Raw genomic sequence first — 13,019 nt, forward strand, 5'->3', positions numbered from 1 at the left:
TCCCCGAGCCGGACACGTACGCGGAACTATCGGGACCGGCGCCGACGCTGCTCCAGCCCGGAGGCGGCGACCGCGAGCAGGATCGACGCGGCGGCCAGGGTGAGCGGCAGGTACAGCGCCGCCGCGACGATCGCGCCGGCCAGGGCGGTGCCGGCCGAGTTCGCGGCGATCTTCAGGGCGCCGATCCAGACGAAGACCTGACCACGGGCGGCCGCCGGGGCGTACTCGCTGCGGGCCGCCAGTGTCGCCGCGAAGAAGAACGAATTGCAGATCCCCGCCATCGTGTACGCGGCGAGAGCCCACCAGAACCGCTCGGTCACCGCCACCAGGATCATCGCCGACGCCACCGTGGTGGCCAGCACGGTCATCGCCCGGTCGGCGTCGCCGGGCAGCGGGCGGACCATGATGGCCGCCGAGGCGAGCAGGCCGCCCAGGCCGTACCCCGCGGTCAGAAGACCGGCCGCCGCGGGATCGACCCCCAGACGGCCGGTGGACGCGACCGCGGTGATCGGCAGGGCGGCCACGGCGAGGGCCACGGTGACGGTCAGGTACAGGGTCCGGCGCAACGGCCCGATCGCCAGCATGATGCCGAGCGTGCGCACCGGGCGAGGCACCTCGTCGGCCTCCGCGGCGGGCGGCGCGTAGGGCAGCACCCGGACCAGCGCGGCCGCCAGCACGGTGGCGCCGGCCAGGATCAGCGCCGCCACGGTAGGGCTCGCCCACGCCGACACGGCGGCGACGATCGTCGGCCCGACGGTGCCGCTGATGCCGTAGGTGGCGACGTCCCACCCTTGCGCCCGCCGCTGCCGGTGCCGCTCCGGCCCGGCGATGGCCGGCAGCCGGCTGCTGATCCCACCGGTGAGCAGCGGACCGGCCAGTCCGGAAACGATCAGCAGCACGGCTGCCGCCCACACCACCGGATAGACGAGGACCGCCGCCGCCAGTGTCACCCCGTGCACCAGACAGGCGACAGCGATCACGGTCCGCCCGTCCCGCGCCGTGTCCAGCCGCCGGGCCAGGAACGGCCCGGCCAGGTGCGGCGCGGTGATCGCCGCCCCGAGCAGCCCGGCCACCCACCCGGGCGCGCCCCCGGCGGTGGCCAGCAGCACGATCGCCACCACCGCTCCCCCGTCGGCGCTGCGGGCCAGCGTGGCCGCCACGACATACCGGGCAAGCCCACCCCGCCGCTCGCGCACCGCCCCGACGGTCACCAGGCCGCATCCCGCACGCGCGGCCCCTCAACCACACCGACCGCCCGCACTCCCGGCAGCCCAGGTCCCGGCAGCCCCGGCAGTCCCGGTGCGACCGCCCTCAGGTAGGCACTGAGCCCGGTAAACATGCTGACTCCTTGAGGACGACACGGTTGACCATGTGGATGTCACGTTCCGCCGGGCGATGAGGCTAGCCGCTCCCCTATCAACGGGGCACATGCAGGCCCACGGCAGCTCGACCAATCGGGCCGTGCGACTTGCGGTCCGCCCGTCCGCCGCCTGCGCGACTGCTCTCGAGTCGAGTCATAGTCAACTTTTTTGGATACACCCGTGGTGGGTGTGGCCACACCCACCACGGGTGTATCCGCCAACCAGATGTGATGGCCTCGACCCCATCCGGCAGAACGGTCTGAGGGCAACCGCGATCCGCCGCCACCGCCCCCACTGGCCACCGTCGTTGTCCAGCACCCGCCCGGTGTCCGGCAGTTGCGGCGTGACCAGGCGGGTGGTCATCGCGAACTCGAGGCGTCCCTCGACGGTGTCGAGGCGGTCGAGTCCCTGCCGGCGGAAGGACGCGTGATAGTCGGTCACCGCGGAGTCAGTCACCCACTGATCCTATCGATGGAGTCGGTTATCGGACTCGGCGAGCGGTATGCGGGAGAAGTGCCGGTGAAGTGCGTGGGGCGTTCGTGGATCCACCGGGCCGGGGCGGACAGGGCGGAAGACGGGACCGATACCGAACACCATTTGCGAGGAGGCGCGATGAGAACCGGTGTAGCACTGACCACATCGACAACCCTCGTCACGTCGGCGCTGCTGGCCGCGTGGTGACTTCGGGCACCCAGCACGGCCAAATTCACGACGCCCACAACGGGTGTGGTGAATACGGGTGCCCAGCACGCCTGAAGTCACCACGCGGACGGGCTTCACACCCCCGAACGCGGAACGCGTCTCGCACCCGGCACGCCAGCCGTCTCAGCCGCCGGACGAGGTGCCCTTGACTACGGACGAGCCGCCGCTGCTGCGGCCCACCACGTTGGTCTTGACGGCGCCGTTGGCGACGTGGCCGGTGGCGGGCAGGCTGAAGGCGCGGCGGCTGGACCTGTCGGTCGCGGGGAAACTGTCGCCGCCGTCGAGGGACATGCCCGGTGACATCCCGCGGGCGTAACCGGTCGAGTGCCACAGGAAGACCGGGGTGACGGGATCGGGGTCGTCGCAGAGGTCCTCGTCGACGATCTCACCGTCCTCGTCGGCGCAGTAGAAGATCTCGTCGCCCGACTCGCCGAACTCGTCCGACTCATCCGAACCGCCTAACTCACCCATATCGTCGTCTACATAACCGTCGCCGTCGAAGGATTCCGAATAGTCCGATGAATCGGACTCGGCGGAACTCTCGTAGACATATGTCGACGAATCCCCGGACGACTCCCACTCCTCCGAATCGGATGCGTCACAGGCCGCGACCCCGCCCGACGCCAGCGCCAGGAATGTTGCCGTCAGAACCACGCTACGGGAACTGATCCGGCGGTTCACCGAACGACCAAGCTCATCATTCCGGCAGCGTAGATCACCACATCCACCCTGTTCAGGCTGGACATTCCACGCGCATACCCCAGAACGGCAGCGCCTGCCGCACAGTGATGGGGCCTTTTGCGCGTACCCCACAAAGGAGAGTGCGGGGAACGGCCTGTGCGGCGGCTGTGAACCATGGGCGGGGCGGTGATCGCGCTCTAGATCATTAGGTTAGCCTTACCTGCATGGACAACATGCAGTGGCCGGGCCGTGTCTGAGAGAGACGCATTCCGGAGAGACGCGCTCACCGGCGACGACCTCACCCTGGCCTACGACGGGCGCACCGTCGTGCACGGCGCGCACCTCGCGCTGCGGCCCGGCGCCGTGGTCGCCCTCGTCGGTCCCAACGGGTCCGGCAAGTCCACACTGCTGCGTACGCTGGCGCGGCTGCACACGCCGACCGCCGGTTCGGTCACGCTGAGCGACCGTGACAGCGACAGCGACCACGACGGCATCGACGCCCTCGCGCTGCGGCCGAAGGATTTCGCGCGGCAGGTCACGCTGCTCACCCAGTCGCGGCCCACGCCCGGTGGGGTCCGTGTCCGGGAGGTCGTCGCGTACGGCCGGCACCCCTACCGGGGGCGGTTCGGCGGCGGTGACCCGGACGGGCACGAGCACGTCGAGCGGGCGATGCGCCTGACCGGTGTGCACGCGATGGCGGACCGGCCCGTCGACGAGTTGTCCGGCGGCGAACTGCAGCGGGTGTGGCTGGCGACCTGCCTCGCCCAGGACACCCGGGTGGTGCTGCTCGACGAGCCGACCACCTATCTCGACCTGCGGTACCAGGTGGAGACCCTGGACACCATCCGTGACCTGGCCGACGAGCACGACGTCGCGGTCGGTGTCGTGCTGCACGACCTGGACCAGGCGGCCGCGGTCGCCGACCACATCGTGCTGCTGCACGCCGGGCGCGTCCGGGCGGCCGGCACCCCCGCCGAGGTGCTCACCGCCGAGCTCCTCACCGACGTCTACGGCCTGCGCATCGACGTCACCGTCGACGGCTCGGGGCGGGTGCACACCCGCCCGGTGGGCCGGCACAGCGACCGTTTCCTGCCGACCACCTGATTTCTGTCGAACACCCCCCGAAGGATATTCATGAGGACCAACCTGTCCCGCCGCGCCCTGGTGGGTGCGGTCACCGCCGCCGTCACCGCGGTCGCGCTGAGCGCCTGTGGCACCACCGAGGAGACCGCCGAGACCGAGGCCAGCACGGCCGTCTCGGCCGGCCCGGTCGACCTGACCGACGAGCGCGGCGCGGTGCACCTCGACGCCCCGGCCACCAAGGTCGTCTCCCTGGAGTGGGGCCCCACCGAGACGCTGCTCGCGCTCGGGGTGAAGCCGGTCGGTGCCGCCGACGTCAAGGGTTACAACACCTACGACACGCAGGCCCCGCTCGACGCGGCCACCGCCGACCTGGGCACCCGCGGTGAGCCCAGCCTGGACGCGATCATGGCGCTCACCCCGGACCTGGTCGTCACCACGGTCGACCTGCCGGAGAACGTCATCAAGCAGATCGCCGACCAGGTCCCGGTCATCGCGATCAAGGGCTCGGACGGCGCCGACCCGATCGGCTACATGCGCAAGACGGTGACGCTGCTGGCGCAGGCCACCGGTACCACCACGCAGGGTGAGAAGCTGCTCGCCGACTTCGACGCGAAGATCACCGAGGGCAAGGCTGCGCTCGCCACCGCGGGCAAGACCGGCGCGCCGTTCACCATGGCGGACGGGTGGCTGCAGGACGGCACCGTCGCGCTGCGCATGTACACGCCCGGCTCGTTCTTCGGCGCGGTCGCCAAGGAGCTGGGCCTTACGAACCAGTGGACCGAGGGCGGCGACAAGGACTACGGCCTGGCGCAGACCGACATCGAGGGCCTGACCAAGATCACGAACGCGGACAGCAAGTTCGTGTACGTCGCCAACCAGTCCGAGGGTGGCAAGGAATTCGAGGCGGCGCTGACCGGCAACGCGGTGTGGAAGACCACCCCGTTCGGCAAGGCCTCCAACACCGACCGGATCCCGGACGGCATCTGGATGTTCGGCAGCGTTCCGTCCGCGAACGCGTACGCCGACGCCCTGATCGCCGCCTTCACCGGCAAGTAACGATGGTCGTCACCTCCGTCGCGCCGCCCGGCGCGACGGGCACCTCCCGGGCCGGCCGTGTGGCCGGCCCGGTGGTCGCCTTCGGCGCCGCTCTCGCGCTGCTCCTGCTCCTGTCGGGCGTTCACCTCACCCAGGGTTCCGCCGACCTCGGCCTCGGCGAACTGGTCCGCGCGTTCCTGCCCGGCACCAGTGACGCCGGCGAACAGACCGTCGCCGTGATGGTCGCCAGCCGGGTGCCCCGCCTGTTCGCCGCCCTGCTGGTCGGCCTCGCCGTCGGTGTCGCCGGCGCGCTGCTGCAGTCGGTGGCCCGCAACCCGCTCGCCGCACCGGACACCCTGGCCGTCAACGCCGGCGCGTACGTGGCGGTCGTCGCCGTCGCGGCCTTCGGCGTGACGCTGCCGTTCGCCCTGGGCGGCCTGGTCGCCTTCGCCGGTGGCCTGCTGGCCGCGAGCCTGGTCCTGGTGGTGGCCCGCGGTGGCGCCGCCGGCCCGGCCCGGCTCGTGCTGGCCGGCTCGGCCGTCGCGCTGGCCCTCAACTCGTTCACGTCGGTGCTGCTGATGCTCTTCCAGCAGAACACCGTCGGTCTCTTCGCGTGGGGCGCGGGCAGCACCGTCCAGTCCGGCATGGCGAAGGTGCAGTTCGCGGCGCCGCTGGTCGCCGCCGGGCTGCTCGGCATGTGGCTGCTGGCGCACCGCCTCGACGTCCTCGGTCTCGGCGACGACACCGCCCGCGTGCTCGGCGTCGACGTGCGCAACACCCGCGTGCTGTCCGTCCTGCTCGCCGTGATGCTGGCCGCGACGGCCGTCACCGTCGCCGGGCCGATCGGCTTCGTCGGACTGTGCGGTCCGGTCATCGCCCGCATCGTGGCCCGCCGCATCCCCGGCATGGGACCGCACGCCCTGGTCGTCCCGTTCGCCGGTGTCGTCGGCGCGCTGGTGGTCGTCGCCGCCGACGTGCTGCTGCGGATGTTCGTCCCCAAGGACCTGTCCATCGCCGTCCCCACCGGGGTGATCACCTCGCTGGCCGGTGCGGTGCTGCTCGTCCAGCTGGCCCGCAAGCTGCGCGACGGCGGGCCGGCCGCCGGCGACGCGTCCCGCGGCACCCGCGGGACCGTCCGGTCCACCCGCTGGACCGCCGCGGTCGGCACCGTCCTCGGCGTCGCCCTGGTCGCCGCCACCGTCACCGCGCTGCTGCTCGGCGACCGGATGGTGCTGCTCGGCGACGTCGCGAACTGGATCAGCGGGGCGGCCGGGCGGCAGGTCACGTTCGTCCTGGACCAGCGCTGGCCGCGGGTTCTCGCCGCGCTGCTCGGCGGTGCCGCGCTGGCCCTGGCCGGGGGCATCGTGCAGGCCGTCTGCCGCAACCCGCTCGCCGAACCCGGCCTGCTCGGCGTGACCCCCGGGGCGAGCCTCGGCGCGGTCGCGGTGGTCCTGCTGGTCCCCGGCGTCGGTATCTGGCCGGTGATGGGTGTCGCCACCCTCGCCGCCCTGCTGACGTTCGCCCTGGTCACCCGGCTGGCGGCCCGCCGCGGTACCGCCTCGGACCGGATCGTCCTGGTGGGTGTCGGCGTCAGCGCCGCGGCGGCCGCCCTGACCACGCTGACCGTGGTGATCTCCTCGCCGTGGGACACCTCGCTGGCGCTGACCTGGCTCTCCGGTTCCACGTACGGCCGGTCGGCGTCCCAGCTGCTCCCGGTGACGATCGCGCTGCTGGTGGCGGTGCCGCTGGCCCTGGCCGGTTCCCGCACCCTCGACCTGGTCTCGCTCGACGAGGACGTCCCGCGGGTGCTCGGCGTGCCGCTCGACCGGGCCCGGTACGCGTTCCTGGGCCTGGCCGCGATCCTCACCGCCGCGGCGGCCTGCGCGGTCGGGGCGCTCGGCTTCGTCGGCCTGGTCGCCCCGCACGCGGCGCGCGCCCTGGTCGGCGCCCGGCACTCCCGGTCGCTGCCGGTGGCCGCCGGGCTGGGCGCGCTGCTGGTCGTGGTCGCCGACACGGTGGGCCGGACCGCGATCGCCCCGTCCCAGATCGCCGCCGGGCTGGTCACCGCGATGATCGGTGCGCCGTACTTCGTCTGGCTGCTGCGCCGTACCCGCGGCTGAACCGGGTGTCCGGACCGTCACGATCCGGACACCCGCGACGTCGTCTGGACGGCGGGACAGGAGCACTGCGCCGTGGCGCCCTCGTGAGGCGTCACCAGGCACACCGGTCCCATTCAGCGGCGATGCCGATGAAAGCACGCCGCGGCTTTGACGACCGTATGACCGGTTTGCGGCGGGGGATTTGCTGCCTGGCACGTTGGTGAGTCCATGACGTGAGCGCCGGGTGACGATCCGGTCGATACGGTCGGATCATCCCGCCGGGCCGCCTCCGCTCCGGCGCACTGACCATGGAGCCGCTCGATGACCATCAGTCAGCAGATCTTCCAGCCGGCCGGGGCCGGAGGCCCGGGCACGCCCGCCGGGGCCGCCTTCCTGACCGACCGGGAGCGTCAACTGATCGCGCTGCTGCGCGGTGGGCACACCGACGCGAGCGCGGCCGGACGCCTCGGGGTCAGCACCCGGACCGTCACGAACATCCTGCGTTCGGTCATGGACCGTCTCGGGGTGGCGAACCGTTTCCAGCTCGGGTTCGTGCTCGGCACACTGGCCCGGCCCGGCCGGTCGGCCGACAGCCGGACGCCGGGGCACCCACCCCGGGCCGTCAGGACAGGGCCGAACATCTGATCTTGCCGTTCAGGTCCGGGCCCGGGGCATCCGCCCCGGGCCGTCAGGCCAGAGCGGAACGTCTGATCTTGCCGCTCGGGGTCCGGGGCAGCGTTCCGGCCCGGGCAGCAACGATCTCCAGTCCGGGACGGCCCAGCTCGGCGCCGAGCCGGGCGATCCGGTCCGCGGGCACAGTTCCGTCCTGGCGGCCGTGTTCCACGTAGCAGCGACCGTCCACCACTGCCGCGTCGGCGACGCCGGGCAGCAGGCGGATCCGGTGCTCCAGCAGGGCCGAGGTGCCGTCGCCGTCCTCGTCCAGCCGGCCGAGCACGGTCAGGTAACCGTCGCTGTCGAGCATGCCCAGATCACCGGTCCGGATCGGCGGGGCCGCCGCGGAACCCCGGTCGGTGGCCCGGAGGCGGACCACCACCTCGCCGATCCCACCCGCCGGCAACTCCCGGCCGTCCCGCACGATCGTCAGCTGTACGCCCGGAAGCGGGCGCCCGACCGACCCGGGACGCCGCATCCACTCCGCGGCGCCGATCTCGGTCATCGTGCTGTGCGACGTGCCGTAGTACTCGTGCAGCACCGGGCCGAGTAGGTCGAGCGCGGCCCGTTTCACCCGGGGCGGGCACGCCGCACCACCGTGGAAGACCACCGCCAGGCGGCGGCGCGGGGCGATCCCCGACTCGGCGACGTCGAGCAGCCGGTCCGGGCTGAGCATCGCGCTGTCCGCGGCGTGCCGGTCGGCCAGCTCGGCGAACTCCCCCGGCGACCAGGACCGTTGCACGACCACGGCACTGCCGGCGTCCAGGGCGTACAGCGCCGGGCCCAGGGTGCCCAGGTGGTAGGTGGGGTTGGCCATCACGAACGGCCCGCGATGAAGGCCGGCGCCGTAACGCTCCTGGACGGCGACGCCGCGGTACGGTCGGCGCGGGCGGGCCCGGGCGACGGCCTGGGGTTCGCCGGTGGTGCCGGACGTGCTGAAGACCAGGTGACCGGCGCGGGCTGCGGGGGCGGGTGAACCGCCCGCGGCGGCGAGTTCGTGGTGGTCGAACCAGGTCGGTCCGCCGGTGGGGTGGCGGCGGGCGCCGTCGGTTATCCCGTACCCCGACGAGGCCTGATGTGCCATGGCCGCGCCGCCCGGTGTCGCGAGCCGGGACCGGGTGACCGGGAAGAGGCCGTAGCCGTAGCGCAGCGCGGCCAGCGCCACCGCGAAGAAGTCCGGTCCGGTGTCCAGGTCGCAGAGCAGGACGGCCCCCTCGGGGACGCCCCGGTCCTGCAGGCCGGCGGCGATCGCGTCGGCCCGGGTGGTCAGCTCGGCGAAGGTGGACCGTTCGTCGCCGGCGATCACGGCGATCCGGTCCGGCTGGGCGGCGGCGCTCGCCCAGGAACTCCAGACGTAGGGGCGGGCGCCGGTCACGGCAGGCTCCGGGCGAGCGCGGCCAGGGACCGGGCGGCCATCACGAGTTCCGGGTCGACCTCGTCGCCGCGCGCGTCCTCCAGCAGGGTCGCGAACTCCACCGCGGCGACGGAGTCACCACCCAGGTCGAAGAAGTTGTCGTCGGCGGTGACCGGCCCGCCGAACACCTCGCCGGCCGCTTGCAGCACCTGGGTGAGACGGGATTCTGACATCACACTCCGATCAGGGAACGGTCGAGATGGTCGAGTACGGCCGCCGCCTGGCTCAGGGGTGCCCGGCGGCCGTCGTTGACGAGGGTGAGGAAGACGTGGTCGCGGTACTCGTCGACGCGCAGTTGCAGCGCGGCCGAGTTGCTCCGGGTGATGCCGCGCATCGCGAACGCGTCGGTGGTGACCCGCAGGCCGTGCCGTTCGCGGGTGGCCCGGTGCCGGCCGGCCGCGAACTGCCGGATGTTGACGTAGACGTCCACCGGGGCGCCGGGGGTGACGCCGGTCTCGCGCATCACCGCGCTGCGCTGGGCCGCGGTGATCCGCGAGTACCGCAGCGCCTCGAGCAGCTGGGCCCGCACGTCGTCGACGGTCTCCCGCACGGTGGCGCCGGTGGTGCGGACCGGCACCGGGACCAGGCTGGTGAACATGCCGACGACGTCGCGCTGGGTGTGGGCGCGGCCGTCGATGGTGGTCCACAGCACCGGGTCGGCCCGCGGGGTGCACGCGGTCAGGGCGGTGGCGAAGGCGCCCAGCAGCCGGTGCACCAGCGTGCAGCCCCAGCGGTCGCACTCGCGGCGCAGCGCGGTGACCCGGTCGCCGTGCAGTTCCAGTCCGAGCACGGCCCGGTCGAGCGGGCCGTCCACCGGGGTGAGCGCCGCCGCGGCCGCGGCGGTGAGACGGGTCCGCCAGCTGCGCAGGATGCGGTCCCGCTGCGTGTCGGTGAGGGGCCGCCGCTGCTGGGCGGCCGCCTCGGCGAACGAGGAGCCCGGCAGGTCGGGAACCCCCGCGTACCCGTCCCACAGCTGACTCGCGAACAGGTCGTGGGCCCGGCCGTCGAAGACCAGGCTCGGGAACGTGGCGAGCAGCGCGTGATGCCCGTCGTCGCGGCTGAACAGCCGGATCGTGTACGGCGGGGTGCCCGGCTCCCACGGTGCCACGAAGTCGCGGGCGGCGATCAGCCCGGCGTACGCGTCGAACTGCTCCGCCGACCGGGCCTTCACCCGCTGCCGTACGAGGAGCGGACGGTCCACGGCTGCGGGTTCGACGTGCTGGCCGGTGGCGCCGACCCGCATCCGCAGCGCGTCGTGGCGGGTCACGAAACCGGCCGCGGAGTGTTCCAGCGCGTCCACGTCGAGGTCGCCCTCGATCCGGAACGAGATCCGGATGTGGTGGCCGGTCCCGGTGCCGGTGCGCTGCCCGCGGGCGTACCACTCCTGCTCGTACGTCAACGGGATCGTCAGGTCAGGCATGCGAACTCCGTACCGTCGGCATGCAGGCTCGCCGGGTCGCCGGCCTCCACGACCCGGCCGCCGCGCATGACGACGACCCGGTCGGCGTCGTCGAGGACGGTGAGCCGGTGGGCGATGACGACCACGGTGATGCCGGCCCGTAGCAGCCCCTGGAAGATCTCGCGTTCCAGTGCCGGGTCGAGCGCGCTGGTGGCCTCGTCGAAGATGATCAGCCGGGGCTCGCGGGCCAGCGTCCGGGCGAGGACGACCCGCTGGCGCTGACCGCCGGACAGGCCGTGCCCGTGCGGCCCGACGATGGTGTCGTACCCCATCGGCAGGGCGAGGATCTCCTGGTGCACCCGGGCGAGTTCGGCGTGGCGTACCAGATCGGGGTGACCGAATCCGTCGACGCCGAAGCCGATGTTCTCCCGGATGGTGCCGCTGAACAGCTGGGCGTCCTGGTTGACGTAGCCGATCTGCCGCCGGTAGGTGGGCCCGTCCAGGGTGGCGAGGTCGTGACCGTCCACCGTGATCCGGCCACCGGTCGGCGGCTGGAGACCGGCGAGGAGCAGGCCGAGGGTGGATTTTCCGGATCCGGACCGCCCGATCACGGCGACGAACTGTCCCGGTTCGACGGCCAGGTCGACGCCGGTGAGCGCGTCGGCGGTGGCGCCCGGGTAGCGGAAGGACAGGTCCTCGGCGGTGATCCGGCCCGGCTCGGCGACACCGGTGCCGGCCAGCAGGCCGCGCGGCTCCGGCCCGGTCCGCAGCACGTCGTCCAGTTTGACCAGCGCCGGGCGGACCGCGGCGAGCTGGGTGGCGCCGTCGAAGACCCGGCCGAGCGGCACGAACAGGGCGATGGTCAGGGTGGCGAACGCGAGAGCCCCGCCGAGGCCGGTGTCCCCGGCCAGCACCCGCGCGCCACCGGCCAGCAGCACGAGCAGTGGCGCGCTGAACTGGACGCCGCGGCTGAGCGAGGTCATCACCGACAGGCGGCGGCGCGCGTGCAGGCGCTTGTTCACCTCGCGGGCCAGGGTGTGCGACCAGCGTTCGGCGGCCAGGCCCTCGACGCCCGCGGCCTTCAGGGTGCCGATGCTGGTCAGCAACTCCATCAGCTCGTCCTGGGTGCGGGTCTGCCGTTCCAGGACCTCCTGGCTGAGCGCGGTCTGCTGCCGCCAGGTCAGGCCGAGCACGCCGACCTGGACGGCGATCAGTGTGACGACGACGGCGGCGAGCGCCGGGTCGATGACGATCAGGGCGAGCAGGTACGCGACGATCAGCACACTGTCCAGCGCCGATCCGATCGTGGTGAGGCTCAGCACCTGGTTGAGGGTGCTGCTGGTGCGGACGCGCATGGCCAGGTCGCCGGCCTGCCGGGTGACGAACCAGGGGTAGGGCAGGGCGACCAGGTGCGCCGCCGTGCCCCAGGTGAGTTTCTTGTCGGCGATCGCCTGACGGCGGGCCATCAGCAACGCCCGAGTCAGCTGGAGCACGACGAACAGCACGGTCACGCCGACGGCGGCGATCGCGGCGCCGGCCAGGGTCACCCCGTCTCCGGCGGGCAGGACCGTCTGCACCAGACTCGCGGTGCCCAGCGGCAGGGCGAGTTCCAGGCTCATCAGCAGGGTGGAGAGCCCGAGCAGACCGGTCAGCTCCCCGCGCGGAGGCAGTACGGCGCGCAGGCGCGACCAGGGTGCGGGGGTGTCGCCGGAGGCCTTCGCCGCGCGGGTCCCGTGCAGCGGCGCCTCGACCTCGAGGGCGACCCCGGTGAACGACTCGGAGAGAGTGGCAGCGGTGATCCGGCGCCGCCCGAACGCCGGGTCCACGATGTCGGCCCAGCCGTCGGACATCCGTTCCAGCACCACGAAGTGGTTGAAGTTCCAGAACAGGATCGCGCCCGGAGACAGGCGGGCGAGTCCCGCCAGGTCGGTGCGGACGCCCCGCGCGGTGAGGCCGTGCCCGCGCAGCAGGTCGAGCAGCGCGCGGGCCGAGGAGCCGCTGCGGCCGGGGTCGACCCGGGAGCGGATCTCGTCGAGGGTGACCTCGATCCCGTGCAAGCGCAGCGTCATCACGACGCAGGCCGGGCCGCAGTCGCTGATCTGGGTCTGCAGGCACACCGGCACCCGCGGACCGGCGCGGCGCAGCAGCCGGAACCGTCTCCGGGTCTCGGGCGCCGCCGGTTCCTCGGGCTCGTGCCCGAAGACCGCGCCCAGGCCGTCGGTGTTGCGATGGTGTTCGACCGCGCGTTCGCGGAACCGGGTTCTCGGGGCCATCAGGTATCCCTCTCGCACGGGGCGCCTAGGTGCCCCGGGAGCACGCGGCTCCCGGGGCACCTATCGGCGGGGATCAGGAAGCCGGGCAGCCGTCGGGGGTGACGGTGCCGGCGCCGCCGACGATGTCGTCGAGCTGCTCGTCGGACAGGTTGGTGATGTCGAGCTCGTTCATTTCCACTCCTCAAGTGGTGTGCCGGAACCGCATTGACGCACCGGATCCTCTGTGTTGCGGCTCCGTTCTCCGGTGCCCCAAAAACGTATTCCGAACGGTGCACCGGCGTCAATGAACGCTTCCGTTTC

The 13,019-nt window shown here is 72.7% G+C and carries 11 protein-coding genes; 4 read left to right on the forward strand and 7 right to left on the reverse strand.

Translation table 11 applies throughout. From position 1 onward, the window contains the following. Window positions 1-26 precede the first annotated feature (26 nt). From WH85_RS20720 to WH85_RS50590, 3 genes are all read right to left on the reverse strand, one after another. A complete protein-coding gene (locus tag WH85_RS20720; protein ID WP_211275406.1) occupies window positions 27-1,196 on the reverse strand; it encodes an MFS transporter in 1,170 nt (389 codons plus the stop codon). A gap of 324 nt (window positions 1,197-1,520) precedes the next feature. After that, on the reverse strand, window positions 1,521-1,817 hold the full coding sequence (locus WH85_RS20725) for a hypothetical protein (protein WP_045743579.1): 297 nt from the start codon (window positions 1,815-1,817) through the stop codon (window positions 1,521-1,523). A 369-nt stretch (window positions 1,818-2,186) separates the two neighbouring features. Further along, complete coding sequence (locus WH85_RS50590) at window positions 2,187-2,717, reverse strand: hypothetical protein (protein WP_169792471.1); 531 nt, start codon at window positions 2,715-2,717, stop codon at window positions 2,187-2,189. 276 nt (window positions 2,718-2,993) lie between these two features. Here WH85_RS50590 and WH85_RS20735 point away from each other — a divergent pair, with 276 nt between their 5' ends. The 4 genes from WH85_RS20735 to WH85_RS20750 all read left to right on the forward strand — a co-directional run bounded on the left by WH85_RS20735 (window position 2,994) and on the right by WH85_RS20750 (window position 7,606). Beyond that, the gene (locus tag WH85_RS20735) at window positions 2,994-3,848 is read left to right on the forward strand and encodes an ABC transporter ATP-binding protein (RefSeq protein WP_045743580.1); all 855 of its coding nucleotides are present in this window, start codon (window positions 2,994-2,996) and stop codon (window positions 3,846-3,848) included. A 30-nt stretch (window positions 3,849-3,878) separates the two neighbouring features. Next, window positions 3,879-4,883 (forward strand): ABC transporter substrate-binding protein, encoded by a 1,005-nt coding sequence (locus tag WH85_RS20740; RefSeq protein WP_045743581.1) that lies wholly within the window; start codon window positions 3,879-3,881, stop codon window positions 4,881-4,883. Window positions 4,884-4,885: 2 nt separating this feature from the next. Beyond that, complete coding sequence (locus WH85_RS20745; RefSeq protein ID WP_045743582.1) at window positions 4,886-6,982, forward strand: iron ABC transporter permease; 2,097 nt, start codon at window positions 4,886-4,888, stop codon at window positions 6,980-6,982. A gap of 300 nt (window positions 6,983-7,282) precedes the next feature. Next, window positions 7,283-7,606: a helix-turn-helix domain-containing protein gene (locus WH85_RS20750; RefSeq protein WP_083449135.1), complete on the forward strand. Its 324-nt coding sequence runs from the start codon at window positions 7,283-7,285 to the stop codon at window positions 7,604-7,606. 43 nt (window positions 7,607-7,649) lie between these two features. Here WH85_RS20750 and WH85_RS20755 read toward each other — a convergent pair whose 3' ends face one another. Genes WH85_RS20755 through WH85_RS20770 form a run of 4 tightly spaced genes read right to left on the reverse strand, consistent with a single transcriptional unit; the run spans window position 7,650 to window position 12,719 of the window. Beyond that, window positions 7,650-9,008, reverse strand: coding sequence for a class I adenylate-forming enzyme family protein (locus WH85_RS20755; RefSeq protein ID WP_045743583.1), 1,359 nt, complete (start codon window positions 9,006-9,008; stop codon window positions 7,650-7,652). Continuing rightward, window positions 9,005-9,220, reverse strand: a complete 216-nt coding sequence (locus WH85_RS20760; protein ID WP_045743584.1) for an acyl carrier protein — start codon at window positions 9,218-9,220, stop codon at window positions 9,005-9,007. The genes WH85_RS20755 and WH85_RS20760 overlap by 4 nt, the downstream gene beginning before the upstream one ends. Beyond that, complete coding sequence (locus WH85_RS20765; RefSeq protein WP_045743585.1) at window positions 9,220-10,467, reverse strand: condensation domain-containing protein; 1,248 nt, start codon at window positions 10,465-10,467, stop codon at window positions 9,220-9,222. Before WH85_RS20765 ends, WH85_RS20760 begins: the two co-directional genes overlap by 1 nt. Next, window positions 10,455-12,719, reverse strand: a complete 2,265-nt coding sequence (locus WH85_RS20770) for a peptidase domain-containing ABC transporter (RefSeq protein ID WP_052720577.1) — start codon at window positions 12,717-12,719, stop codon at window positions 10,455-10,457. The genes WH85_RS20765 and WH85_RS20770 overlap by 13 nt, the downstream gene beginning before the upstream one ends. Window positions 12,720-13,019: the final 300 nt, after the last annotated feature.

Source organism: Actinoplanes rectilineatus, from assembly GCF_000962825.1.
In the GTDB taxonomy this organism is placed as follows: Bacteria; Actinomycetota; Actinomycetes; order Mycobacteriales; family Micromonosporaceae; genus Actinoplanes; species Actinoplanes rectilineatus.

Bases quoted from the DNA above. Each gene is read 5' to 3' on its own strand.
- WH85_RS20740 (WP_045743581.1), top strand. From the start codon at position 3,879: ATGAGGACCAACCTGTCCCGCCGCGCCCTGGTGGGTGCGGTCACCGCC.
- WH85_RS20745 (WP_045743582.1), top strand. From the start codon at position 4,886: ATGGTCGTCACCTCCGTCGCGCCGCCCGGCGCGACGGGCACCTCCCGG.
- WH85_RS20750 (WP_083449135.1), top strand. From the start codon at position 7,283: ATGACCATCAGTCAGCAGATCTTCCAGCCGGCCGGGGCCGGAGGCCCG.
- WH85_RS20760 (WP_045743584.1), bottom strand. From the start codon at position 9,220: ATGTCAGAATCCCGTCTCACCCAGGTGCTGCAAGCGGCCGGCGAGGTG.
- WH85_RS20765 (WP_045743585.1), bottom strand. From the start codon at position 10,467: ATGCCTGACCTGACGATCCCGTTGACGTACGAGCAGGAGTGGTACGCC.
- WH85_RS20770 (WP_052720577.1), bottom strand. From the start codon at position 12,719: ATGGCCCCGAGAACCCGGTTCCGCGAACGCGCGGTCGAACACCATCGC.